Source organism: Actinomycetota bacterium (assembly GCA_030774015.1).
GTDB lineage: Bacteria > Actinomycetota > UBA4738 > UBA4738 > JACQTL01 > JALYLZ01.
This window is the reverse complement of record JALYLZ010000028.1, coordinates 36,951-61,282: the sequence shown is the minus strand read 5'-3', so window position 1 is coordinate 61,282 and position 24,332 is coordinate 36,951. Positions and strand designations below refer to the sequence as shown.

The window sequence follows — 24,332 nt, the reverse complement described above, 5'->3', positions numbered from 1 at the left end:
AACCTGCCCCGGGCCGCTCGCCCCATCTGCGAAGCCGGCCGGCTGCCGGCCCGCCTGCTACGTGTGCGAGTCCGCGAACGGGTTGGGCACGCCCACCCGCCCGTCCGACCACAGGTAGTACGTGGTCAGGCCGGTCGACGTGTTGTCCGTGTAGTCCCCGAAGTTCGGGTCGATCAGGGACCCCGTTCCGTTCCAGTCGGTCGATCCGGTGGTGATCCGGAAGTCGGCACCGTTGACCCCGGCGCTGGACCGGCACTCACCGAAGTAGTCGGTGAGCGTGGACGAGGCACCGCCCAGCCTGCGGTCGTACCACGACGAGCAGATCGCCCCGTCGGACCGCACGCTCACCGCCGGCAGGAAGTGCAGCGTGAAGTCGCTGTCGTCGTTGACCTGCATCACCGGCGCCGTGGTGTTGTCGGTCAGGCCGGCAGCGAGTGCCTTCAGGAAGATGTCCCCCAGCGGGTGCAGGCTGCCGGAGTTCCACTCGATGTCCACCTGCCCCAGGGCCGAGTTGTACGCGATCCGGGGGAAGTCCTGCCCCAAAAAGCGCGTGTACCCGGTGATCTGGGTGGCGTCCAGCGACTTGAACGCGCCTGTGGTCCTGACCGATCCGGGCTGGTTAAGGCTGGCCACCACCGTGGTGTCGGGAGCCACGCCGCCAGCCGGGATGTGCGCCGCCAGGATGTAGACGTACGGGTCCGGGCCGCCGAACAGGTTCGAGTCGATGTTCTTCTCCCACGCCACGTAGATGTCGCCGCCCGGAGCCACCGCCGGGTACGCGCCCTCCTGCACCACGGGGAAGCCGCCCCCGCAGAAGTCCCCGATCGAGGGACTCACCACGATGGGGGCCGACCAGTCCGCGGATGTGAGGGTGGCCGGGTCGGCGGGAACGATGGCCCGCACGACGTCGATCTCACCGGAGGAGCAGAACCCCGCGAAGTTCGTGTAGGACATGGCCAGCGTGCGGCTCACCGAGTCGTAGGACAGGAACTCCTTGTCCAGGAACGAGGAGTCGAAATCGCATGCACCGCCGCCGTCCGCCGCGATGATGGGATTGGTGAACGAGACGGAGCCATTCGGGTTGACCGTCATCACGGAGACCGCCAGCTGCAGTGCCGAGGCCCGGCACGTCCCGTGGAACGACGGGAGGTACAGGCTTCCGATGATGAAGTGGTCCGCGTCGATGGCCACGACGGTGGGATCGCCGAACCACGCCTGTGCGGGGTTGTTGTTCGGCAGCCCGACCAGGTCCTTGAAGTTCGTGGTTCCTCTGGAGGCGTAGCCCACGCCGGTGACGGACCCCTTCAGCTTCGTCGAGTCGGACACCAGGAAGCCGGTGACGTCGTTCCACGCGGCGACCACCCTGTTCCCGAACGCCCCCACGGCCGTCTCACTCTGGCCGGCGGCGAGGTCCTCGTTCGGGTCGGCCGCGTCCGCGTTCGTGCCGAAGAACGGCTGCGCGCCGTGGATTGCGGGGGACGACCCGTTCGTCCCGTCGAAGAACAGGTGGGCCCCCTGGGACAGCATGCAGTCGTAGTGGATCCTGATGCGGAACCGCTGTACCGCCGTGCAGGAAGACGTGTTCGGCGCGCTCTCCCGGGCCCCCGAGCGGGTGGAGGCCGACGAGCTGCCCGCCGCGACGACGCCCATCGCTGCCACCACCAGCGTCGCCGATACCAGAACCGCGAGCTTCCCCCTCATGCGACCTCCCTTCTCTCAGGCACCGACCTGGCGCCCGAGGACAGACCGCGCTCGGGTTGTGCACACCCCCCGGGCGTCGAACGAAGTTGCTCGGCGAGGATACTCCCGCGGACCATTTGGGGCGCAGGGGCCATCCCCCCCACGAGCTTCGGCCTAGCGACCGACTCGCTCGGTGTAGACGCCGTGGGCCTGCAGTTGGTTCCGAAGGGGCTCCACCCCCAGGCCGGGGCCGTCCGGGACGGCCATGGTCCCGTCGGCGGCCAGCACGAACGGCCCGGTGAGGTCCTGCTCGAAGTACCGGTCGCTGGCGCTGGTGTCGCCGGGCATGGTGAAGCCGGGGAGCGCGGCCAGGGCCAGGTTGGCGGCGCGCCCGACGCCCGTCTCCAGCATGCCCCCGCACCACACCGGCACGCCGTGCTCCACGGCGACGTCGTGGACCCGGCGGGCCTCAAGCAGGCCTCCGACCCTCCCGGCCTTGATATTGACGACCTGGCAGGCGCCGAGCTCAATGGCCGCGCGGGCGTCGGCTGCGGAGCGGATCGACTCGTCCAGGCACACGGGGGTGGCGATTCGGCGGGCCAGCGCGGCGTGCTCCAGGAGGTCCTCGTGGCCAAGCGGCTGCTCCACGTACACCAGGTCCAGGGCGTCCAGGGCCTCGAACAGGGATAGGTCCGTCAGCCGGTAGGCCGCGTTCGCGTCGACGGACAGCGGGACGTCGGGGAACGCCTCCCGCACCGCCGAGACCGGCACGACGTCAAGGCCCGGCTCGATCTTCAGCTTCACCCGCCGGTACCCGGCGTCCACGAACTCGCCGACCTGGTCCAGCAGCGCCTCCACGGACGGGGCGATCCCCACCGACACGCCGCAGGCCACACGGTCCCGTTCGGCCCCCAGGAACCGAGCCAGGGACACGTCCCTCGCCCGCAGGTCCGCGTCGAGCACGGCCATCTCCAGCGCGGTCTTGGCCATGCGGTGGCCGCGCACCCAGCCCAGCACGCCGGCGACTCCCTCGGCCTCGACCGGGCCGGCCGCCATCAGCGAGGGCGCCAGGTGGTCCCGCAGGACCAGCCAGGCGGACGCGTTGAACTCCTCCGAGTAGCGCGGGTCGGGCGACGCGGCGCACTCTCCCCACCCGATCCCCTCCGGCGTCTCGACCCGCACCAGGATCGCTTCCTTGGTGGCCTCCTCGCCGAAGCTGGTCCGGAACGGCCGCCGGAGGGGAAGCGACACCAGCCGCAGCTCGACGGCCGTGACCTCGATCACCGGCGCTCCTCGGGAGTGAACACGTAGGCCCCTTCCCTGAGGAAGCTGGATGCCACCATCCCGGCGGACCGGCAGGCCTCGATGGCCTCCGCCGCTGCGTCGCGCCACCGGCCGGCGAGCCCCGGATCGCGGCCGCGGAGGGAGGAATAGTCGGAGGGAATCCACACCAGAGCCGGAAACCGGCCCGGAGGCCGCACGGTGGTGGGCGTGGGACGCTCGTCGGTGCCGTCGCGGCCCAGGACGACCTCGGCGTCCTCCGGCGGGCCGACCGTCACTCCGTCCGAGACCAGGTCCAGGTCCCACCGGGCCTCGAGCCGGTCACTGCGCTCGCCGCGGTTCACGTCGTCGCCCATGTCGCCGTAGTAGTGGCGGTGGAACCGGTCCGCCAGCGCGCCCAGCTTGACCAGGTTGAAGTAGGCGTTCCGGGCCACCAGCGGGTCGAAGGTCCACCGCACCGTGTGTACCCCGGCGTCGAGGGCCTGGGCCCGCTGGGCCAGCTTCAGGGCATGGCCCAGCCCCGCGTGCCGTCGCCCGGGGAGCACCGCCAGCATGTGCGAGTGCACGTGCAGGCCGTCCTCGGGGTCCATGCCCAGGAAGCCCAGCACGTAGCCGACGAGCTCCTCTCCGTCGAACGCTCCCCACGGGACGGTCCCGCTGCCCTGGAGGGCCCGGACGAAGTCCCGCGTGAGCTGGTCCTCGGAGCCCCATGTGGCCACCATCACGGCCAGGACGCGGTCGGCCTCCTTGAGGGTGGTCAGTGGCCGGAGGGTGACACCGGCGGCGGATGCGGCTTCGTGCGCGAGGTTCCAGGGGTCTCCCGCCATCGAAGCGGGAGTGTAGTGCGGGGGGCTAGGAAGCCCGTTCGGGGATGAGCGCGATCTCGGGGTACGCCCGCTGGCGCCGGCGGACGTACAGGATGCTCGCGGCGATCCCCGCCGCGGTGAACGTGACCTGGACCGGCGGCTCCAGCGCCATCACGGTGCCCGGCGAGAGGGTCAGCGCGAGCGCCGCCTGCTGTCCGGCCTGGACCAGGAGCAGGATGCCCCACCCCACGGACAGCACGCAGAACACGGCCAGAGCCCGGGGCTGGCGCCACCGCTCGGCGAGGCGCCGGCGGCCCTCGGCGTGCTCGGACGACAGCCGGATGGCCAGGTACCGGGTCAGGGGCCGCTTCATGGCCGCCGACGCGGCGAACACCACGCCCAGGATCGCCGAGACCACTGCTCCCTTGGCCAGGATGAACATGCTCGACCCCGACCACAGGGCCAGGGTCACCGAGATCACCGCGCCGGCCAGGAAGACGGCGCTCATGGCGTTGGGGGCCCGTCCCCTGGCCAGCCTGAGCACCGCATCCATCAGGGGAACCGAGGAGGCGACCGCCAGGGCCACGATCACGGAGGTGTGGCGGGACACCACGAAGTAGATGAGCCCGGGGAGGATCATCCCCGGCACGACCTGCCACAAGACCGCCGAGATGCGTCCGGGTTGCAGGTTCATGATCGGCGGTCCTCTCTGAACGCGGGCCGTTCGCTGCTGGGCTGGGTGGTCCTACCGGTGTTCCCGGTGGCCGTACGACGCGGCCTCATCCTTGGATTCGGTCCTGCCTCGGAGGGCCTTGAGCGAAACCGCCGAAGTGGAGCCGTTCGAACGAACGAGACCCGCAAGATGGATGCCTCGCGGGTCCGAAAGACGTACGGAGGCGGGGCGCGTTCCCGCTAGCCGCCCTCAGGCGGCGGCAGCTCCTGCCACTCACTCTCCTCGATGCCCTGCCCACGGCGCTTCTTGAGGAACGACACCACCGCCGCGGCGACCGCGGCGAAGAACACGAACAGGAAGAACTTCTTCTTTCCGCTCTTCTTCTCCTTGTCCTTGCCCATGTTCTTCCCCTTTCTGCGACCCCGAGGTCGCCCGCGTGGTCGCTCCCGAGGCCCGAAGTCCCTACCAAACGCCGCTCGGTGGGCCTGGATGGACTTGAACCATCGACCTCATCCTTATCAGGGATGCGCTCTGACCGCCTGAGCTACAGGCCCGAAAGCTCCTCGGCTTCACCGACCCCGCGCCGGACCCGCCCCGACCAGCATACTCGGGGCCGCTGACGGGCGGCAAGGTCGGACGCCGAGCGCCCGGCCGGCGACGGGTCAGCGCCGCTCGGTGAGGGTGACCTCGATCCCGCCGACCAGGTCGGAGATGAGGTTGTACATGAACGTGATGAGCAGTTTGACCAGCGACCAGAACACCACCATCACCACGCCCACGGCGAACGCCCTGGTCAGCAGCCACCACCCGTGGAACTCGAAGTTCTTCCCGAACCCCAGGTCGCCCAGGAGCTTGGACGCCGAGTCCAGCACGCCCACCGCCGCCAGCACGTTGTACAGGATGGTGAGCCCCAGCAGGACCACCAGCATCACGCAGAAGTAGAACAGCAGCGAGAACTTGAAGACCGACCAGGGACCGACCTTCTTCACGATCACCCTGGTCTGCCGGACCTCAGGGGCCCGCTCGCGACGCGGGGGAGGGGCGATCTCGACCGTACGGGACATGCTCATCCTTTCACCACGCCCACGGGGCGCAGGCGGGCCACGACACGCGACAGTCCCGCACCCTCGCAGACGGAAACGACCTCGGAGACATCTTTGTACGCGTACGGAGCCTCTTCGGCAAGCAAGCGGGGCTGGGAAGCCGCCACCGCGATTCCCTGCTCACGAAGCGTATCGGCCAGGGCCGGGCCCGACATGACCTTCTTGGCCTGGGTCCTGGACATGGCCCGCCCGGCCCCGTGGCAGGTCGAGGAGAAGCTTCGCGTGGCGGCTTCGGTCGTTCCCACCAGCACGTACGACGCCGTCCCCATGCTCCCCGGGATGGTCACGGGCTGGCCGATCTCGCGGTAGGCCCGCGGGAGCTCGGGGTGGCCCGGGCCGAACGCCCGGGTGGCGCCCTTGCGATGGACGCACAGCGTCGTGCGGCGGCCGCCGACCTCGTGCTCCTCCAGCTTGGCCAGGTTGTGGGCCACGTCGTACACCAGGTCGAGGTGCATGTCCGCGGCCGAGCGTCCGAACACGTGCTCGAACGACTCGCGCACGCCGTCGGTGATCACATGGCGGTTGGCCCGGGCGTAGTTCGCGGCGGCGCCCATGGCACCGAGGTATCGCTGCGCCTGCTCGTGCTCGACCGGGAGGCAGGCCAGCTGGCGGTCGGGGACCTCGATCCCGGTCCTGGGCATCTCGCGGTCCATGACCTTCACGTAGTCCGTGCACACCTGGTGCCCCAGGCCGCGAGACCCGGAGTGCAGCATCACGCATACCTGGCCCTCGAACAGGCCCATCACGTTCGCCGCCCGGACGTCGCGGACCTCCTCCACCACCTGGACCTCCAGGAAGTGGTTGCCCGCGCCGAGCGAGCCCAGCTGGAGCATGCCGCGGTCGACGGCGCGGTCGCTGACGAACTCGGGCCGCGCGTCGGCGAGCACGCCGCCGTCCTCGCAGAACTCCGCGTCGGCGTCCACCCCGATGCCCTTCGACAGCGGGAACCGCACCCCTTCCGCCAGGACCTTCCGCATCTCGTCGCGGCCCAGGGCCATCCGTCCCCTGGTCCCCACCCCGCGGGGCACTCGGGCCCCCAGGGTGTGGACCAGCTCCTCGATCACGGGCCGGGCGTCGCGTTCCCACTCCAGCTCCGAGCGGATCAGCCGGACCCCGCACGAGATGTCGAACCCGACTCCGCCGGGGGACACCACGCCGCCCGCCTCGGGGTCGGTGGCGGCAACGCCGCCGATGGGAAAGCCGTAGCCCCAGTGGATGTCGGGCATCGCGTAGGAGGCGCCGACGATCCCCGGCAGCGTGGCCACGTTCGCCACCTGGAGCACCGCCCGGTCCTCGACCGCTTTGGCCATGAGGTCGTCGGAGGCGAACACGATGCCCGGCACGCGCATCCCCGGGACCGTTCCGACCGGGATCCGCCACACAAACGGCTCGACCCGCTCGGGCTCCATCGCTGACACCGAGCTCGGAGTCTATCCGTCAGACGTCGAGGTAGACCGTGAGCTCGGTGGCACCGCCCGGGTCCCTCCGGACGTCGAGCTGGTGGTAGGTGGCGGCCTTCACCGCCGTTCCCTCCGGCTCGCCGAGCAAGGGTGTCAGGCCGACCTCCGCCTGGAGGTCCCGCTCCCCGACCCGCGAGACCCGGATCGCCGCGAACCCGGCCTCCTCGCTCTCATGAAGGAACAGCAGCTCGTCCAGGAAGGCGACCGCCAGCGCCCCCAGGTCGTCCGCCTCCGCCCGCACCCGGCGACTCACGCCGGGGAGTCCTTCGGCCGCAGCGCCCAGGATCTCGGCCAGGGCCCAGCCGGCTTGCTCGAAGGCCTCCTCCGGCGAGGCGCCCCAGGCCCGGAGCCCGACGTCCGCCGTGTGCTCGAGGATCTCGTACCCAGCGTCCACCGGGTCAGGCGCTCGGAACGGCCGGGCGGTGGCGGGGCGGACCGAACGGCCCCATCACGACCCGGATATGGGCCGGCCCCAGCAGGAACATGGCCGCCAGGGTCAGGGCCCATTCCGCCGCCGAGACGTTGGACTGCACCAGCAACGAGCCCGCCCCGATGGCCAGACTCGCCGCAGCGGCCAGGCCGAACACCGCCCGCCCGGGAAGCCGCCGGCGAAGCACGAACGCGACGGCGAGCACGAGCAGCCCTCCCGCCGCGATCAGCGCGACGCCCGTTCCATCGCTCATCGCAGGATTATGTGCCCATGTCGATTGGTCCAGGGCCTTCCGAAAGCGCCCCCCGGGCGGCGGGCCCCGCCATGGAGCGCGACCTCCGCACCATCGTGCTCATCCAGGGCCTGAGGGCGTTCCTGTACGGGTTCGGGAGCATCCTGCTCGGCTCCGTGCTGGCGGCCGGCGGCCTCTCCGCGGGCGAGGTCGGGGCGGTGTTCACGGCCATGCTCGGCGGCATGGCCCTGGCCTCGATCGGCGTCGGCCTGTGGGGAGACCGGCTGGGGCGCCGTCGCATCTACGCGGCGCTGTTCGTCGTGATGGGCGTGGCCGGCTCGGTGTTCGCCCTCACCCGATGGCTCCCGGCCCTGGTGCTGGCCTCGCTCACCGGCACCCTGTCCACCGACCCGAACGAGTCCGGACCCATCACCTCCGTGGAGCAGGCCATGATCGGCGAGGCGCCGGGCGACGCCCGCGTGCGGGTGTTCGGCCGCTACAACGCGGTGGCGTTCCTGGCGGGCGCGATCGGGTCGCTCGCCGCGGGAGGGCCGGCCGCTCTGCGCCATCTCCTGCCCTCCCTCCCGGCGAACCAGCGATTCCTCTTGCTCTTCCCGGTCGTCGCGGCGGGCTGCCTGGTGCTGGCGCTGCGGCTGTCGCCCCGCATGGAGCCCGAGCGTCCGGAGCCGGGGCTAGTCCGAAGGCCGCTGGTCCGCTCCAGGGGGATCGTGGCTCGGCTGGCGGCGCTGTTCGCCCTGGACTCGTTCGGCGGCGGCTTCGTCGTGCAGGCGTTCCTGGTGTTCTGGTTCCGTCGCAAGTTCGGCGCCGGCCCCGAGCTCATGGGCCTGGTCTTCTTCGGGGCCGGGCTGCTCCAGGCCGCCTCCTCCATCGCGGCGAGCCGCATCGCCGGGCGGATCGGACTCCTGAACACGATGGTCTTCACGCACCTGCCGTCCAACGTGCTGCTGGCGGCGGTCCCCTTCATGCCCACGCTGTCCAGCGCCGTGGTCGTCCTGCTGGCCCGGTTCGCCCTGTCGCAGATGGACGTCCCCGCCCGGCAGGCGTACGTGGTCACCATGGTGGACCCGTCCGAGCGAACGGCGGCGTCCGCGTACACGAACATGGCCCGCTACGCGACCCGCCCCGCGGGCCCCGTGGCTGCTGGCGCCCTGATGCAGCACGTGGCGCTGGCCGGGCCGTTCCTGGCGGCGGGCGGGTTGAAGATCGTGTACGACCTCACCCTGTACCGGCTGTTCCGGCGAGTCCCGGCTCCCGGCCCACCACCGAAGGAGGAACGACGATGACCGATCAACCGACCATCACCGTCCGTGGCGAAGGCCTGGTCCGAGCGGACCCCGACGAGGTGGAGCTCCAGCTGGAGGTGCACGCTCGTGACCAGACGCCGGAGGCCGCCTATGCGGAGGCGGCACGCCGGAGCCAGGCCATCGACGCACTGCTGAACGACCTGGGAGTCCGAAGAGACCGCCGCTCGACCGCTGGACTGACGGTGCGGGAGGAGGTCGAGTACCGAGAGGGCCGCGAAGAGAGCCGGGGCTATGTCGCCTCGAACCGCATCGTGGTCCGTCTGGGTGACCTGGAGCTGGTGGGCAGGGTGATCGGTGAGGCCACACGGGTCTCGCAGGCCCGAGTGGAGGGCCCGATATGGCGCGTCGCGCCCGAGAACCCCGCCCGGGCGGAGGCTCGCCGGCAGGCTGCCCTCGACGCCCGCCGCCGTGCCGAGGCCTATGCCGAAGCTCTCGGCCTTCGCTTGGGCGCGGTCCTGGAGGTGTCCGAGCCCGGCCTCCGGGCAACCGGCGCGCGAAGGATGCCCTTCCACGTGGCGCTCTCCGGGGGATTCGAGGGAGCGGCGGCCCACATCGAGATCTCGGGCGGCAACCTGGAGGTGCTGGCGCTGGTGGAGGTCACCTTCTCTGTCGACTCGGCGGACGGCTCAGCGAGCTAGTCCGTCCCAGACTAGCTGCCGTTCTCCTCCATCTGCATGATGACCGGGGCGATGGCGACGACCTTGCCGCCTTCGTCGACGCGCATGGTCCGGACACCCTGGCTCGGCCGGCCGACGCGGCGGATCTGCGCCGCCGGAACGCGGATCACGATGCCCGTCGAGGAGATCACGAACAGGTCCTGGTCCCTCGAGCCGACGAAGGCGCCAGCGAGCTCACCGGTCCGCGACGTGACCGCGTGGGCCACAACCCCCTTGATCCCCCGCCCCTTCCGCCGGAACTGTGCAAGCGGTGTGCGCTTGCCGTAGCCATTCTGAGTCACCGTGATGAGCTCCTCGCCGGACGACGTCGCGGCGACCGCGATCACTTCGTCGCCCTCCGTCAAGCGCATCCCGATCACGCCTGCCGTCGCCCGGCCCGTTGAACGCACGGCCGTCTCGGCGAATCGGACGCCCTGCCCCCGCCGCGACACCAGCACGATGTCGTCTTTTCCCTCCGTGAGCAGAACGTCGATGAGCTCGTCGCCTTCTTTCAGGTTGACGGCGAGGAGCCCCGTGCGGGGCGAGTCGTACTCGGGCAGGGCGGTCTTCTTCACGATGCCGTTCCGTGTGGCGAACACCAGGAACTTGCCCGCCTCGTACTCCTTGAGGTCGATGACGGCCTGGACCCGCTCGTCGCCGGAGATGGCGACGCCGGGGAGGTTCGCCGCGTACATGCCGCGGGAGGTCCGCGAACCCTCGGGGATCTCGTGCACCTTCACCCGGTACACCCGGCCCTTGGAGGTGAAGAACAGGAGCCAGTGGTGCGTCGTCGTGGTGAAGACGTGGCTGACCACGTCCTCCTCCTTGAGGTTCTGCCCGATCACACCGCGGCCGCCCCGGCCCTGGCGGCGGTACGTCTCGACGGGCAGGCGCTTCACGTAGCCCGCCCGCGACACCGTGATGACCACGTCCTCCTCGGCGATGAGGTCGAGCGTGTCCAGCTCGCCCTCGTCCGCCTGGATCCGCGTGCGCCGGGGGTTTGCGAAGCGCCGCTTGACCTCGAGGAGCTCCTCCTTGACCAACGCGAGGATCTTGGCCCGGTCGTCCAGCAGCGACTTCAGGTACTCGATCCGTTCGAGCAGCTCCTTGTGCTCGTCCTCCAGCTCCTTCCGCGCGAGCCTCGTGAGCCGCCGAAGCGGCATGTCCAGGATGTGGTTGGCCTGGACCTCGGAGAGCTCGAACCGCTTCATCAGCTTGGTGCGGGCGTCCTCGGAGTCGGCCGCGCCGCGGATGAGCTTGATGACCTCGTCGAGATGGTCGAGGGCGATGAGGAGCCCCTGGACGATGTGGTCGCGTTCCTCCGCCTTGCGCAGCTGGTAGCGCGTGCGCCGGGTGACCACGTCCTCCTGGTGCCGGATGTACTCCTTCACCACCGTGCCCAGGTCGAGGACCCTGGGCTGCACCCCGTCCACCAGCGCCAGCATGTTCACGCCGAACGAGTCCTGGAGCTGGGTGTGCTTGTAGAGCTGGTTCAGCGCGATGTGGGGGTTGGCGCCGTGGCGGAGCTCGATGACCAGGCGCAGACCCTGGCGGTTCGACTCGTTGCGGATGGTCTGGCGGCTGGGGCTGCCCGGCGCGATCTCCCTGACCTTCCCGTCCCTGCGGAGCTCGGCGACCTTCGTCAGCAGCGCGGCCGGGTTCACCTGGTACGGCAGCTCGGTGATGACGATTCGCTGGCCGCCGCGAGAGGTCTCCTCGATCTGGGTGACGCCGCGCATCTTGACGGACCCGCGGCCGGTCTCGTACGCGTCCCGGATGCCCTGCCGTCCCAGGATCAGCCCGCCCAAGGGGAAGTCCGGGCCCTTGATGTGTTTCATCAGCTCGGCCACGGTGATGTCCGGGTTGTCGATGGCGGCGATGACTCCGTCGATGACCTCGCCCAGGTTGTGCGGGGGGATGTTGGTGGCCATCCCCACGGCGATCCCGCCGGCCCCGTTCACCAGCAGGTTCGGGAACCGGGCCGGGAGCACGACCGGCTGCTGCTCGTACCCGTCGTAGTTCGGGACGAAGTCCACCGTCTCCTCGTCGATGTCCCTCAGCAACTCCATGGCGATGAGTGACAAACGGGCTTCTGTGTAACGCATGGCCGCCGCTTCGTCGCCTTCGGCGGAGCCGAAGTTGCCGTGGCCGTCGATGAGGGGTGCCCGCAGGGTGAAGTCCTGGCCCATGCGGACCAGGGCGTCGTAGATGGCCTGGTCGCCGTGGGGGTGGTACTTCTTCATGACCTCGCCGACCGCGGCCGCGCACTTGCGGTGCGGCCGGTCCGGGCGGAGGCCCGACTCGAGCATCGACCACAGGATGCGGCGCTGGACCGGCTTCAGCCCGTCGCGGACGTCGGGCAGCGCGCGCCCCACGATGACGGACATGGCGTAGTCCAGGTACGAGCGCTGGATCTCGTCCTGGATGTCGACGGGCTCAATGCGCCCCGCAAACAGCGTCGTCGACATCTAACCGGTCACCGAAGCCCTACACGTCAAGGTTCTGCACGTCTTTCGCGTTCGACTGGATGAATCCGCGCCGTTCCTCGACATCCGTTCCCATGAGGATGGAGAACAGGCGGTCGGCGGCCGCCGCGTCCTCGATGTCCACCCGCAGCAGCGTCCGCGTCTCGGGATCCATGGTGGTCTCCCACAGCTGGCCGGCGTCCATCTCGCCGAGGCCCTTGAACCGCTGCGGCGTCTCGAGCTTGCGATGGCCGTTCTCCTTGCGGAACTGGTCCCACTCGCGTTCCGTGTAGAAGTAGCGGGGCTTGCGATCCACGTTGAGCAGGTACAGGGGCGGCTGGGCGATGTAGACGTAGCCCGCCTCGATCAGCTGCTGCATGTTGCGGAAGAAGAAGGTCAGCAGCAGGGTCCGGATGTGCGCGCCGTCCACGTCGGCGTCGGCCATCAGGACGATGCGGTGATAGCGGGCCTTGACGAGATCGAACTCCTCGCCGATGCCGGTCCCGATCGCGGTGATGAGCGCCTGGATCTCGATGTTCTCGAGCGTCTTGTGCAGCCGGGCCTTCTCGACGTTCAGGATCTTGCCCCGGATCGGCAGGATCGCCTGGGTGGCCCGGTCCCGGGCCCCCTTGGCGCTGCCGCCCGCCGAGTTCCCCTCCACCACGAACAGCTCGCACTGCGACGGGTCGGTCAGCTGGCAGTCCGCGAGCTTGCCCGGCAGCGTGGTGTCGAGCAGGCCCTTGCGCCGGGTGAGGTCGCGGGCCGCGCGGGCCGCCATGCGGGCCTTGGCCGCCTGCGAGCACTTCGCCACGATGCGCTTGGCGTCGCTGGGATGCTCCTCCAGCCACGTCGCCAGCTGCTCGTTGACCGTCGTCTCCACCAGCGAGCGCATCCGGGTGTTGCCGAGCTTGGTCTTGGTCTGGCCCTCGAACTGCGGCTCGCGCAGCTTCACCGACACGATGCCGATGAGTCCCTCGCGGATGTCCTCGCCGGTCAGGTTCTCCTCTTTCTCCTTCAGGAGCCCCTTGTCCCGGGCGTACCGGTTGACGACGTTGGTCAGGGCCTTCTTCAGGCCCTCCTCGTGGGTCCCGCCCTCGTGCGTGTTGATGGTGTTGGCGAAGGAGTGGATGGACTCCGCGTAGCCGGTGTGCCACTGGAGGGCTACCTCGACCTCGGAGTCCTCTTCCTTGTGCTCGAAGTGGATGACGCGGGTGTGCAGGACGTCCTTGCCCACCGCGAGGTGCTTCACGAAGTCGGCCAGGCCGCCCGACGCCTTGAAGGTCTCCTTGACAGGCGGGTCCTCGCGCTCGTCCTCCAGGGAGATCTCGACGCCGCGGGTCAGGAAGGCCATCTCCTGGAGGCGTTCCACGAGGATCTCCCGCTTGAACAAGACCTCCTCGAAGATGTCGGGGTCGGGCCAGAACCGGATCCTGGTCCCGGTGCGCCGAGACGGCTTCACCTTCTGGAGTTTCGAGACGGCCTTGCCCCGCTGGTACTCCTGGCGCCACAGCCCGCCGTCCCGCTCCACTTCCACGATGAGGCGCTCGGACAGCGCGTTGACCACCGAGACGCCAACGCCGTGCAGGCCGCCCGAGATGGCGTACCCGCGGCCACCGAACTTGCCGCCGGCGTGCAGCGTGGTGAGCACGACCTCCACGGCCGGCCGGCGGTCCTTCGCCTTGGGGATGGGAGTGACCGGGATGCCCCGGCCGTTGTCGGTCACGGTGACGGAGTTGTCAGCGTGCAGGAACACCCGGATCCGGTCGCAGAACCCGGCCATGGCCTCGTCCACGGAGTTGTCGACGACCTCGTAGACCAGGTGATGAAGGCCCCGGGGGCCCGTCGACCCGATGTACATGCCGGGTCGGCGCCGGACCGCCTCGAGGCCCTCCAGGACCGTGATGTCGGCTGCGGTGTACTCGCTGGGACTGGTCGCTGCCACTCAACCTCTCTCTCGATCTGCGCCCACGGCGGGCCAAAGCACGACTGGTGCGAGGGGGCTCACCGCGCGGGAAAATACCTCCTGAAGTATACCATGCAACCCCCCCATCCCGCCGAGCTCGCTGCTCTCCGAAAGCGTTGCGCTACAAGGGTTTCGGGGCGTCCTGACGCCCCGGATCGACCACCACCTGCACCCGCCTCACGACCTCCCCGCCGAGGGCCTCGTTGGCCTGCCGGCGGATCTCCTCGGCCAGGAACCGGGCCTGGGCGCCCCAGGGCCCGTCGGTGGCCGCCACGATCAGGATTCCGCCTTCCAGTCGGACCGGCGCGGTCTCCGCGGCCAGGCGATCTCCCACCACGTCGGGCCATCTCCGCGCCAGCCGGCCGATCTGCATGCCGCCCGCCAGGAACCGTTCCCGCATCAGCCCGGCCACGACGTCCCCGACCGACGACGGCTCCGGGGAGCGTTTCCGGCCGGGGTCCCCGTGGAAGGGCGTTCGGGTCACTTCGTCAGTCCCTCCCGCCCCGGGCCGCAACATGCCCGCTCCGGACCGCGACCCGGCCGTCCTGGACCTCCCACACCGCTTCGGCCTCGTCGGGCACATGGAGGTCGTCGGCCACCGACATCAGGGTCTGGCCCCGCCCGGCCACACGCCCGGCCAGGCGAGCCTTGCGAACGGGGTCGAGGCCCGGGAAGGGGTCGTCCAGCAGCAGCACCGGCGGCTGCCCGGCTTCCTCCGCCACCGCCGAGGCCTGACCCAGGCGCAGGGCCAGCGCGGCGGCCCAGGCCTCCCCATGGGAGGCGAAGCTCCGGGCCGTGAGGTCCCGCACGGCCAGATCGAGGTCGTCGCGATGCGGACCCACCAGGGTCACCCGCCGGACCAGCTCGTCCTCTCGCCGGGCCCGAAGGCGCTCCCGGAAGACGTCCTCGAGGGGCACGCCAGCGTGCTGCGCCTCCACCGATGGTGCATAGCCGACGTGCAGCCCGTAGGCGGCCAGAGCCTCGAACTCCTCGCTGGCCCTCGGTCCTACCCGGGTGGCCGCCTCCGCCCGGGCCCGGGTCAGGGCGGAGCCCGCCGCCACCAGCTCCTGGTCCCACGCCTCGAGCTCCGGCGGGGCCCCGCGCCCCTCCCACTCTTTGAGCAGCCGGTTTCGCTGGCGGAGAGCCCGGTCGTACGCCCGGGCCAGCGAGTCCCGGACCGGCCACAGCGAGACCACGGCCTCGTCCAGGAACGCTCGCCGGGCATCCGCGCTTCCCAGCACGATGTCGAGGTCGCCGGGCGAGAAGAACACGGCCCGGACGTGCCGGCGAAGGTCGCGGCGGCGCCGGACCGGGGACCGGTTCACCTGGATCCGGTTCGCGCCCACCCCGCGGACCTCGATCTCGATCAGCGCGCGGCCCTCCAGGCCTTCGACCTCACCCCGCACGAAGGCGGAAGCCGCCCCGTGACGCACCAGCGGCAGGTCGGCGCTGGTGCGGGGGGACGACAGCGACAGCAGGTAATAGGCCGCTTCCAGCAGGTTCGTCTTCCCCTCGCCGTTTCCCCCCACAGCTACGGCCAACCCCGCCGGTGCCTCCAGCCTGGTCTCCTGGTGGTTCCGGAAGTCCTTCGCCTCGATCCACAACAGGCGCACGGTCCAGCACGCTATCGCACGCCACCGACATCCCGAGCGGCCCCAGCCTCGAGCGGGGCAGAAGGGGGAGCGAGCCCCTATCCCACCGGCGCCGGCAGCCGCACCGGCATCACGAGGTAGGTGAACTCGCTTCCATCGCCCCGCACGACACCAGGCTTCAGGCCGTCGCGGACCTCGAGCGTGATGGAATCGCCCGTCGCGGCCTGGAGCCCGTCGGCCAGGTAGCCGGGGTTGAACGCCACGGTGAGGTCGCCGCCCTCGTAGTTGGCCTCCACGCCCTCCACGGCGCCGCCCAGGTCCGGGGAGGAGGACGTCAGGCGAACCCCCAGCGCGTTGAACTCCATCCGCACCGGCGTGTTCTCCCGCGCCAGCAGCCCCACCCGCTTCACGGCGTCCAGGAGCTGCTGGCGCCCCACCACCAGCCGGCTCTCGTAGCCCTCCGGGAGCAGCTGCCGGTAGCTCGGGAACTGCCCCTCGATCAACCGGGACGTCAGCGTCAGCGGACCGACCCGGAAGGCCACCTGCGACTGGTCCACGAACAGCTCGATGTCGCCCTTTTCGACGTTCCCCGCACCCCGGCCGGCTTCGGTCAGGGCTCGCTCCGGAACGATGGCCTGGGCCTCGCCGGCGGCGGTCGCGGTGAGCTCCCGCACTGCCAGCCGGTAGGAGTCCGTCGCCACCAGGGTCACGCCCTCCCGGTTGATCTCCAGCAGCACGCCGGTGAGGGTCGGCCGGGCCTCGTCCTTCGACGCCGCCCGTCCCACCTGGCCGACCGCCTCGGCGAACCGCGCCGCGTCCACCGTGACCCGCGTCCCCGACGGCTCCTGCCAGGACGGGAAGTCCTCCGCCGGTAGCAGCCGGAGGGTGCCCTCGTACGCCGCGCATTGGATCCGGGCCTGGCTCTGGTCGGCGTCGAGCTCCACCGGGGCCTCCGGGAGGCTCTTCACCATGTCGCCCAGCAGGCGGGCCGGTACCAGGGCCACGCCGGGCTCCTGCACCGTCACCGGGATGCTCAGACGGGCCGAGACCTCCAGGTCGGTCGTGGTCAGCACCAAGGTCCCATCCTCCCCCGCCGCCAGGTGCACCCCGGTGAGGGCCGGGATGCCGGGCCGCGTGGACACACCTCGCTGGACGATCTGGAGGGCCTCGGACAGGTCGTCACGATCGCAACGGAACTTCATCTCTCCACCTCCCGGTCTTCAAACGCTGGATCTGTTTTCAAAGACAGTAGTGATAGGGGCGGGGGAAATGTGGAGAACCCCCGTTCGTGCAGGCTAGCGCGGGGCAGTGACAGAAACGGGCCGGTGGAGAAATGGGGACGGCCGGGGCCGCGCCCGGTGGACCGCACCGGTGTCCCCACGGTTCCCACCGCGGATTCCCCCACTCGCATCCTGTGCATCAACGCGCCTTAACCCCGCCCGCGGGCCCGGATCTTTCGGGTCAGCTCCTGGACGTCCCGGAACATCGTGCCGCGGGCCTTCATGAGCTCCTGGACCTTGTTGATGCCGTGCATGACGGTGGTGTGGTCGCGCTCGAAGACCTCGCCGATCTTCAGGAGCGACAGGCCGGTGCACTCGCGGGCCAGGTACATGGCCACGTGGCGGGCTGTGGTCAGGGGGCGGGAGCGGCTCTTGCTCACCAGGTCCTCTCGGGTCAGGTGGAAGTGCTCCGCTGTCTCGTCGAGGATCATCTCGACCGGCAGCTCGCCGTCGCCCTGGGGGAGCAGGTCCTCCAGGGCCCGCTCGGCGAGCTTGCCGTCGATGGACTTCCGGAGCAGCGACGCGAACGCGGCCACTCGCAGCAGCGCGCCCTCCAGCTCGCGGATGTTGTGCTCGAACCGCGAGGCGATGAGCGTGAGCACCTCGTCCGGCACCTCCACGCCCTCTCGGCGCGCCTTGAGCTGGAGGATGGCGATGCGGGTCTCCAGGTCCGGCGGCTGGATGTCCACGCACAGCCCCCACCGGAACCGGTTCCGCAGGCGCTCCTCCATGCCGGAGAGCTCCTGGGGCTTGCGGTCCGAAGCGATCACGATCTGGTGCTCGGCGCCGTGGAGCGCGTTGAAGGTATGGAAGAACTCGGTCTGGGTCTCCTCGGCCCGGGCCAGGAACTGGATGTCGTCGACCAGCAGCACGTCGACGTCGCGGTACCGCCGCTGGAACTGGTACGCCTGGCGTTCCCGCACCGCCTTGATGAACTCGGTGATGAACTGCTCCGAGGTCACGTACTTGGCGCGCAGGGACGGCGTCAGGCGGGTCATGTGGTTGGCGATCGCGCGGAGCAGGTGGGTCTTCCCCAGGCCGACCTCACCGTAGATGAACAGCGGGTTGTAGGCCTTGGACGGAGAGGTCTCCGCCACGGCGAGGGCCGCCGCGTGGGCGAACCGGTTGCTCGGCCCGGGCACGAAGGTGTCGAACGTGTAGCGGTCCGGGAACGGTAGCGGCTCGGTCCGGGCGCGCTCGGGTTCCGGGGGCCGCTCCGGCCGGGGTGCCGCGCGCTCCGCCACCAGGTTGACCTGGACGGGGCGACCCGCCGCATCCGACGCGGCCTTCTGGATGAACTCCATGTAGTTTCGGGCCAGCCAGTCCCGGGCGTAGTCCGAAGACCGCAGCTCGAGGGCCCGGCCGTCGAACGCCGCCGCGCGAACCTGGGCGAACCACATGCTGAAGGGGCCGTCGGCGAACTCGCGGCGGGCCCGATCGATCACGCGGCCCCAGATGGCCTCAGCGGTCGGTTCTTGGGGTGCAACCGACATCCCGCTATCCACAGGACCTTTCCACAGGTGGGGAAACCCTGTACCGGTGTCATTCGGGGGAAGAGGGCTGGGGCGCCCGAGGGGGAAGTCCGGCGGAATATATACCTGAGGCCCCGGGGGGCCGCTAGGCCCGAGGCGCGAATTGACGCTCTTTCTGCCTCCCGGACGGCTCCTCGCGCCCCTTCGGCGCCGGGTCCTCGGCATGGGTTCGGCGATGCCTCCCGCTTCCCCCGGGCGGGCGTCGGCTCCATGGCTATACTGACTGCCCCGGTCGCCCGGCAGGCGACCCGTTCGATGATGCGGGTGAGTCGTGAAGAAGACCTTCCAGCCCAACAACCGGCGTCGCTCCAAGACGCACGGGTTCCGGCTCCGGATGCGCACGCGCGCCGGGCGGGCCATCCTGGCCCGGCGGCGAGCCAAGGGCCGCGTACGGCTGTCGGCCTGATCCCCGCCGTCGACCGAGGGGGCCGGTGGCGGGTGCGACGCGGCGGCCTCACCCGGTCGGAGATCAAGCGGACCCTCTCTTCCGGAAAGCGCCTGGTGGGAGGGCGGGTGGTACTGTTCGTGACGCCGGTGCCGGGTGAGGTTCGTGCGGCGTTCGTGGCCGGCCGCAGGGTCGGCATGGCCGTCCAGCGGAACCGGGCCCGGCGGGTCCTGCGGGAGGCGTGGCGGCGGATCGCGCCGTCGGTTCGCGCCGGGACCGGGGTGGTCGTGGTGGCCCGTAAGGACTTCCTTCCGGCCAGGACACAGGAGCTCGAGACCGAGATGCGCCAATCGCTCGCCGCGGCCGGCCTTTTGGAGGCCTGAGGTTCCGTGCGCCGAGCGCTGGACGGGGCGAGGGGGCTGCTGTGGCTGGCCGGGTGGCCGGCTCGGATCCTCCTGATCGGTTCGATCCGCCTGTACCGGGCGACCCTGTCGGGGGTGCTCGGGGGGCAGTGCCGGTTCGAGCCGTCGTGCTCGGTATACGCGGAGCAAGCAGTCCGGAACCGAGGAGCCCTCGCCGGGTCTGCACTGGCAGTCTGGCGGATCGTGCGCTGTAGCCCGCTGTCGCGTGGAGGCGTCGACCCAGCCCCCGCCCCGCCCCCTCCACGGCCGTATGATGGCATCATACGCCAAGCGGAGGGAGCTCCCTCGTGATCGCACTGGCGTGGTGGCAGGGCCTCCTGGGCGGACTGGGATGGGTGCTGGCGAAGTTCTACGACTTCATCCCCAGCTACGCCGTCGCCATCATCATGCTCACGGTCGCCATCCGGCTGGTCCTCCTCCCGCTCGGCATCAAGCAGATCCGTTCCATGCAGGCCATGGCCTCGCTCCAACCGAAGATCAAGGCGATCCAGGCGAAGTACAAGGGGAACAAGCAGAAGCAGACCGAGGAGATGCAGCGGCTGTACCAGGAGCATGGGGTGAACCCCCTGGCCGGGTGCCTGCCGATGCTCCTCCAGCTTCCGGTGCTGATCGCGCTGTACGCGGTGCTCCGGTTCCCCACCAACGTGGGGGCCGTCACGCAGGGGCAACCCCTTCCCTACCCGAGCAGTCACATACCGGTCACCAGCACCCTATATACGGATATCGCCAACCAGCAGGGTGGGATTCGCATTGGGGGAGTGAACCTGCTCTGCAGCGCTGGTGAGGCTGGCACAGAGGTCACGCTCAAGGCTCGGAACGGGGCGCCCTACCTGGACCAGGTGACCAAGAAGCCGTTCAAGGCCCTCGACTGCGGCAAGGGAGTGCCGGTCCGGATCCCCTACTACGTACTGGCGCTGCTGATGGTCGGAACCACCTTCTACCAGCAGCGTCAGATGCAGAAGGCGAACCCTGTCGGCTCGCAGCAACAGCAGGCCCTGACCCGGATCATGCCGCTGTTGTTCGGCGTGTGGGGGTTCATCTTCCCGGCGGGGCTGGTGGTGTACTGGACCACGTCCAACTTGTGGCAGATCGGGCAGCAGCACTTCATCCTGAAGGCGAAAGAGAAGGCCGACGCGGCCCAAGCCGCCGGCGACGGTAAGGCTTTGCGGCCCGCCAAGGCCAAGAGGAACTGGTTCGCGTCGATGATGGAGCGGGCCACGCAGGCGCAATCGCAGCGGAGTCAGCGACCGGCGGCGGGGTCAGGTGGTTCGAGGGGGTCAGGTGGGTCGAGCGGTTCCAAGCCCGCCGGGTCAGGGTCGGGATCGAAACCAAGCAATGCAGGGACCTCGAAGCCCGGCGGTTCGGGCACCTCCAGGCCCAGTTCCGGGCCGAAAGCGAATCCGAGCCGCAGGACCGGCAATTCCGGAGGCAAGAGTGCGGGAGATCGAAAAAAGCGCCGGAAGCGTTGAGGAGGCCATCGAGGCAGCCCTCGAGGAGCTCGGCGCCAGCGAGCAAGAGGTCGAGGTAGAGGTCATCCAGGAACCGCGGGGCGGTTTCCTCGGACTGGGCTCACAGCAGGCGCAGGTTCGCGTCCGTCTCCGGTCCGATCGCCTGGAAGAGGATACCGAGGAGCTGGACGACCAGGCCGATGTGGCCATGGATTTCCTGGAAGGTCTCTTCGACGCGATGGGCCTGCCGGCCGAGCTCGAATCCAACCTGGACGAGGGGACCATGTACGTCGATGTATGGGCGTCGGACTCCGAGGAGAGCATGGGTCTGCTGATCGGGAGGCACGGCCAGACCCTCGAAGCGCTCCAGGACCTGGTCAGGAGCGCCGTCCAGCGAAAGACCGGCGATCGTTGCCGGGTGGTGGTCGATGTCGAGGACTACCGCAAGCGGCGCCGATCCCAGCTGGTGTCGCGCGCGCAGACGGCGGCCCGGCGAGTCAAGAAGAGCGGGAAGCCGGAGTCCCTCGAGCCCATGAACGCCTTCGAGCGGAAGATCGTCCATGACGCGGCGGCGGAAGTAGGGGGCGTGGAGACCGCCAGCGAAGGCCAGGATCCCGACCGGCGTGTGGTGATCAGGCGGCGACATGACGCCCGGGTTTCACGTGAAACGGCAGAGTGATCGGCCTCTCGCGTTCCACGTGAAACCAAATCAGCAGTCCGAGCTCGTGGCAGCTTCCCGTCGGCTTGGCCTTCATCTGACGCATGACCAGGTCGAAGCCCTTCTCACGTATGCGGCCCTACTGCGCACGAAGGCCGTGCCGCTCGGCCTCATCGGTGAGAAGGACGAGGGGGGCATCCTGTCCAGGCACGTCATCGACAGCCTTCGCGCCGCCACCGCCGTGCGTCCGAGCGACCGGCTCGCCTACGACCTCGGCTCCGGTGCGGGCTTGCCCGGCATCCCGGTGGGGCTGGCGTGTCCCGACCTATCGGTCCAGCTCGTGGAATCGCGCCTGCGGCGTGCAGGATTCATGGAGCTGGCCGTGGACGAACTGGGACTGCCCAATGCCAAGGTCCGGTTGGGGCGCGTGGAGGACCTCACCGACCCGGCGGACCTGTGCTTCGCACGGGCATTCGCGCCTCTGCCTCGCGCCTGGGAAGCCGCGGCGCGCCTTCTGGCGCCGGGCGGGAGGCTCGTGCACTTCCTGGGCGCGAAAGCCGCCCTCCCCGCCCTCCCCGGCGCCTCGGCGGTGGAACTTCTCTCGGTCCCGTTGCTTGATTCCGGGGGCGCACTCGCTATCATCACCCGGTAGTGGACCCGCTCGTGCACGGCGTGGCCCTCCTGGCCTGCCCGGGGGGCGTTCGAGTGCGTCGTTCCACACGGCCGCCCCCAGCGGAGGCATGACTCGTGCCCGAAGAACCCGATCGCCTATCGTCGGACCAGGTCGTGTCGGAAGGCACGGACTCTGCCCCGGACGTCGATGATCCGCCTATCGGGCCGGCTCCCTCCTCCGGCCCCCCCAACTCCCCTGAGGTCCAGCTCGGCGCCGCCCATTCCGACCCCGGGGCGGGCGAAGATGCTTCGGGGAGCACGCTGGGGGTTGCGCTCGCGGAGGTGTGGGAAGGCGACGGGCCCGACGCCCCCGAGGCCGCGAGGGATTCAGGGGACGAAGCCGCCCGGGAGGGACCCCTCGGGGTGGGCACCGAGTCGGAGGCCGTGGGGCCTGCCCAAGAAGACGCCGCCGCCAGGACCGCCCGCGTCATCGCGATCGCCAACCAGAAGGGCGGTGTGGGCAAGAGCACCACCGCGGTCAGCCTTGGTGCGGCACTGGCCGACCTGGGGCACGAGGTCCTGGTGGTGGACCTCGACCCCCAGGGCAACGCCTCCACCGGGCTCGGAATCAGGCACGTCGCCCGCGACATCACGACGTACGAGATCCTGCTTGCTTCCGCGCCGCTGGAGGACGCCATCGTCCCGACGGCGGTGGAGCGCCTGTTTGCGATCCCCTCGACCATCGACCTGGCCGGGGCAGAGATCGAGCTGGTGAGCCAGTTCTCCCGCGAGATGCGGCTGGCCAAGGCGCTCGAGCCGGTCCGCCGGGGCTCCTACGACTTCATCCTCTTGGACTGTCCTCCGTCGCTCGGGCTGCTCACCATCAACGCACTCGCCGCCGCCGACGAGCTCCTCGTTCCCATCCAATGCGAGTACTACGCCCTGGAGGGGCTGGGCCAGCTCCTGCGGAACGTGAGGCTCATCCAGCAGAACGTCAACTCGAAGTTGAGGCTTACCGGGATCGTCATGACCATGTACGACGCCCGTACCAAACTGTCCGATCAAGTGGTGGCCGAGGTGCGGCGGTACTTCGGGTCGCGCGTGTATGATAGTATCATACCCCGGACCGTCAGGCTTTCCGAGGCTCCCGGCTTCGGGCTCCCCATCACTGCATACGACCCGCTGAACCGGGGGGCCATCATGTACCGGTCGCTGGCTCGGGAGGTGGCGAGCCGGCCTCCGGAGGGCGAGCCGGTTCCGATCGTCAGCGACCTCCCCGAGGTCATCACCCCGGAGCCGAGGGTCCCGAACCGGGCGGACGGGCCCCTCTCGCCCGAGACCGAGGACGAGACGGGGTCCGAGGCGGATTCAAGGAAGCGGTTCCGGCTGTTTCGCAAAGGAGGCCAAGAGTGAGACGTGGAGGGCTCGGACGCGGATTGTCGGCGCTCATCCCCGGAGCGGCCGAGGAAGCCGGCCTGCTAGAGATCCCCGTCGGCGCGATCGCCGCCAATCCTCGCCAGCCCCGCACGGCGTTCAACGAAGAGACGCTCCAGGCGCTGGCCCGCTCGATCGAGGAAGTCGGCGTGCTTCAGCCGGTCGTGGTGCGCCGGGTGAACGGCGGGTATGGGCTGGTGGCCGGCGAGCGGCGGCTGCGGGCGGCCAAGAAGGCCGGCCTCGCCACCATCCCGGCGGTCATCCGGGAGAGCGACGACGCCGAGGCCCTCCGCGAGGCGCTCATCGAGAACCTGCACCGCGAGGACCTGGGCCCGCTGGAGCTGGCCGAGGCGTTCCAGGAGCTCCTGGAGGACCTGGGAGCGACCCAGGAGGCGCTGGCGGACCGCCTGGGGGTTTCGCGTCCGCACATCACCAACACCATCCGGCTGCTTCAGCTTCCCCCGGAAGTCCATCAGCTCCTGGCGGAGCGAAGGATCCAGGCCGGACACGCCCGGGCCCTCCTGGGGCTGCCCGATCCGGAGGCGCAGGTGGCGGTGGCCCTCCGCGCCGCGGCGGAGGACCTTTCCGTCCGTGAGGTCGAGGAGCTCGTCCGCAACTACAGCCAGATCGCTCCGGCCCGAGCCGCAGCTGCAACCGCTTCGAAGGCGCCGGTGACGAGAGCCGTGGAGTTCGCGGAAGCCGAGGAGATCCTGTCCGAGCAGCTCCAGACGCGGGTCCGGATCCAGATGGGGAAGCGCCGGGGCAAGATCATCGTCGAGTTCGGCTCCGGCGACGATCTCGAGCGGATCGTGTCCGAGATCGTCCGCTCGGGCGGTCGCGTCCCGCTCGAGTAGCGAGCGAACTTCCAGCTGCTTCCCCGGGCGACCCCGCCGAG

The 24,332-nt window shown here is 69.9% G+C and carries 24 protein-coding genes, 1 tRNA gene and 1 pseudogene; 10 read left to right on the top strand and 16 right to left on the bottom strand.

The genetic code is table 11. The annotated features are described in order from the left end of the window. Window positions 1-57 precede the first annotated feature (57 nt). The 10 genes from M3Q23_02550 to M3Q23_02505 all read right to left on the bottom strand — a co-directional run bounded on the left by M3Q23_02550 (window position 58) and on the right by M3Q23_02505 (window position 7,686). On the bottom strand, window positions 58-1,701 hold the full coding sequence (locus M3Q23_02550; protein MDP9340991.1) for a hypothetical protein: 1,644 nt from the start codon (window positions 1,699-1,701) through the stop codon (window positions 58-60). 153 nt (window positions 1,702-1,854) lie between these two features. Next, entirely contained in the window at window positions 1,855-2,961 is a 1,107-nt protein-coding gene (menC, locus tag M3Q23_02545; GenBank protein MDP9340990.1) for an o-succinylbenzoate synthase, read from the bottom strand. Next, window positions 2,961-3,788 carry a GNAT family N-acetyltransferase gene (locus tag M3Q23_02540; GenBank protein ID MDP9340989.1) on the bottom strand — a complete coding sequence of 276 codons (828 nt, stop codon included), beginning with the start codon at window positions 3,786-3,788 and terminating at the stop codon, window positions 2,961-2,963. The genes menC and M3Q23_02540 overlap by 1 nt, the downstream gene beginning before the upstream one ends. A gap of 25 nt (window positions 3,789-3,813) precedes the next feature. Next, window positions 3,814-4,461 (bottom strand): DUF3159 domain-containing protein, encoded by a 648-nt coding sequence (locus M3Q23_02535; GenBank protein ID MDP9340988.1) that lies wholly within the window; start codon window positions 4,459-4,461, stop codon window positions 3,814-3,816. Between the two features lie 218 nt (window positions 4,462-4,679). After that, window positions 4,680-4,841, bottom strand: coding sequence for a hypothetical protein (locus M3Q23_02530; protein MDP9340987.1), 162 nt, complete (start codon window positions 4,839-4,841; stop codon window positions 4,680-4,682). Between the two features lie 79 nt (window positions 4,842-4,920). Further along, window positions 4,921-4,994 (bottom strand) — tRNA-Ile (locus tag M3Q23_02525). Between the two features lie 108 nt (window positions 4,995-5,102). Then, entirely contained in the window at window positions 5,103-5,504 is a 402-nt protein-coding gene (locus tag M3Q23_02520) for a DUF3566 domain-containing protein (GenBank protein ID MDP9340986.1), read from the bottom strand. Window positions 5,505-5,506: 2 nt separating this feature from the next. Then, window positions 5,507-6,952, bottom strand: a complete 1,446-nt coding sequence (locus M3Q23_02515) for an RtcB family protein (GenBank protein ID MDP9340985.1) — start codon at window positions 6,950-6,952, stop codon at window positions 5,507-5,509. Between the two features lie 28 nt (window positions 6,953-6,980). Continuing rightward, window positions 6,981-7,397 (bottom strand): archease, encoded by a 417-nt coding sequence (locus M3Q23_02510; GenBank protein MDP9340984.1) that lies wholly within the window; start codon window positions 7,395-7,397, stop codon window positions 6,981-6,983. A gap of 4 nt (window positions 7,398-7,401) precedes the next feature. Continuing rightward, on the bottom strand, window positions 7,402-7,686 hold the full coding sequence (locus M3Q23_02505) for a hypothetical protein (GenBank protein MDP9340983.1): 285 nt from the start codon (window positions 7,684-7,686) through the stop codon (window positions 7,402-7,404). A gap of 71 nt (window positions 7,687-7,757) precedes the next feature. On the opposite strand from M3Q23_02505, the gene M3Q23_02500 reads away from it, so the two are divergent. Beyond that, a complete protein-coding gene (locus M3Q23_02500; protein ID MDP9340982.1) occupies window positions 7,758-8,969 on the top strand; it encodes an MFS transporter in 1,212 nt (403 codons plus the stop codon). Continuing rightward, the gene (locus M3Q23_02495) at window positions 8,966-9,628 is read left to right on the top strand and encodes an SIMPL domain-containing protein (protein ID MDP9340981.1); all 663 of its coding nucleotides are present in this window, start codon (window positions 8,966-8,968) and stop codon (window positions 9,626-9,628) included. The genes M3Q23_02500 and M3Q23_02495 overlap by 4 nt, the downstream gene beginning before the upstream one ends. An 11-nt stretch (window positions 9,629-9,639) precedes the next feature. Here M3Q23_02495 and gyrA read toward each other — a convergent pair whose 3' ends face one another. The 6 genes from gyrA to dnaA all read right to left on the bottom strand — a co-directional run bounded on the left by gyrA (window position 9,640) and on the right by dnaA (window position 18,391). Further along, window positions 9,640-12,114: a DNA gyrase subunit A gene (gene gyrA / locus M3Q23_02490; protein ID MDP9340980.1), complete on the bottom strand. Its 2,475-nt coding sequence runs from the start codon at window positions 12,112-12,114 to the stop codon at window positions 9,640-9,642. Window positions 12,115-12,133: 19 nt separating this feature from the next. Next, window positions 12,134-14,053 carry a DNA topoisomerase (ATP-hydrolyzing) subunit B gene (gene gyrB, locus M3Q23_02485; GenBank protein MDP9340979.1) on the bottom strand — a complete coding sequence of 640 codons (1,920 nt, stop codon included), beginning with the start codon at window positions 14,051-14,053 and terminating at the stop codon, window positions 12,134-12,136. Window positions 14,054-14,195: 142 nt separating this feature from the next. Next, window positions 14,196-14,558, bottom strand: coding sequence for a DUF721 domain-containing protein (locus tag M3Q23_02480; GenBank protein MDP9340978.1), 363 nt, complete (start codon window positions 14,556-14,558; stop codon window positions 14,196-14,198). 4 nt (window positions 14,559-14,562) lie between these two features. Next, a complete protein-coding gene (gene recF, locus M3Q23_02475; protein ID MDP9340977.1) occupies window positions 14,563-15,687 on the bottom strand; it encodes a DNA replication and repair protein RecF in 1,125 nt (374 codons plus the stop codon). Between the two features lie 77 nt (window positions 15,688-15,764). After that, window positions 15,765-16,868, bottom strand: a complete 1,104-nt coding sequence (gene dnaN, locus M3Q23_02470; protein MDP9340976.1) for a DNA polymerase III subunit beta — start codon at window positions 16,866-16,868, stop codon at window positions 15,765-15,767. Between the two features lie 227 nt (window positions 16,869-17,095). Beyond that, window positions 17,096-18,391, bottom strand: a complete 1,296-nt coding sequence (dnaA, locus tag M3Q23_02465) for a chromosomal replication initiator protein DnaA (protein MDP9340975.1) — start codon at window positions 18,389-18,391, stop codon at window positions 17,096-17,098. Window positions 18,392-18,749: 358 nt separating this feature from the next. Here dnaA and rpmH point away from each other — a divergent pair, with 358 nt between their 5' ends. The 8 genes and pseudogenes from rpmH to M3Q23_02425 all read left to right on the top strand — a co-directional run bounded on the left by rpmH (window position 18,750) and on the right by M3Q23_02425 (window position 24,291). Beyond that, complete coding sequence (gene rpmH, locus M3Q23_02460; protein ID MDP9340974.1) at window positions 18,750-18,884, top strand: 50S ribosomal protein L34; 135 nt, start codon at window positions 18,750-18,752, stop codon at window positions 18,882-18,884. Between the two features lie 32 nt (window positions 18,885-18,916). Continuing rightward, the gene (gene rnpA, locus M3Q23_02455) at window positions 18,917-19,246 is read left to right on the top strand and encodes a ribonuclease P protein component (protein MDP9340973.1); all 330 of its coding nucleotides are present in this window, start codon (window positions 18,917-18,919) and stop codon (window positions 19,244-19,246) included. 66 nt (window positions 19,247-19,312) lie between these two features. Further along, the gene (yidD, locus tag M3Q23_02450; protein ID MDP9340972.1) at window positions 19,313-19,576 is read left to right on the top strand and encodes a membrane protein insertion efficiency factor YidD; all 264 of its coding nucleotides are present in this window, start codon (window positions 19,313-19,315) and stop codon (window positions 19,574-19,576) included. After that, window positions 19,573-20,754, top strand: a complete 1,182-nt coding sequence (locus M3Q23_02445; GenBank protein MDP9340971.1) for a YidC/Oxa1 family membrane protein insertase — start codon at window positions 19,573-19,575, stop codon at window positions 20,752-20,754. The genes yidD and M3Q23_02445 overlap by 4 nt, the downstream gene beginning before the upstream one ends. Next, window positions 20,720-21,412, top strand: coding sequence for a protein jag (locus M3Q23_02440; protein ID MDP9340970.1), 693 nt, complete (start codon window positions 20,720-20,722; stop codon window positions 21,410-21,412). Before M3Q23_02445 ends, M3Q23_02440 begins: the two co-directional genes overlap by 35 nt. After that, the gene (locus M3Q23_02435) at window positions 21,378-22,043 is read left to right on the top strand and encodes a class I SAM-dependent methyltransferase (protein ID MDP9340969.1); all 666 of its coding nucleotides are present in this window, start codon (window positions 21,378-21,380) and stop codon (window positions 22,041-22,043) included. The genes M3Q23_02440 and M3Q23_02435 overlap by 35 nt, the downstream gene beginning before the upstream one ends. A 404-nt stretch (window positions 22,044-22,447) precedes the next feature. Beyond that, a pseudogene (locus M3Q23_02430) lies at window positions 22,448-23,236 on the top strand (AAA family ATPase). Between the two features lie 176 nt (window positions 23,237-23,412). Continuing rightward, window positions 23,413-24,291 carry a ParB/RepB/Spo0J family partition protein gene (locus M3Q23_02425; GenBank protein MDP9340968.1) on the top strand — a complete coding sequence of 293 codons (879 nt, stop codon included), beginning with the start codon at window positions 23,413-23,415 and terminating at the stop codon, window positions 24,289-24,291. Window positions 24,292-24,332: the final 41 nt, after the last annotated feature.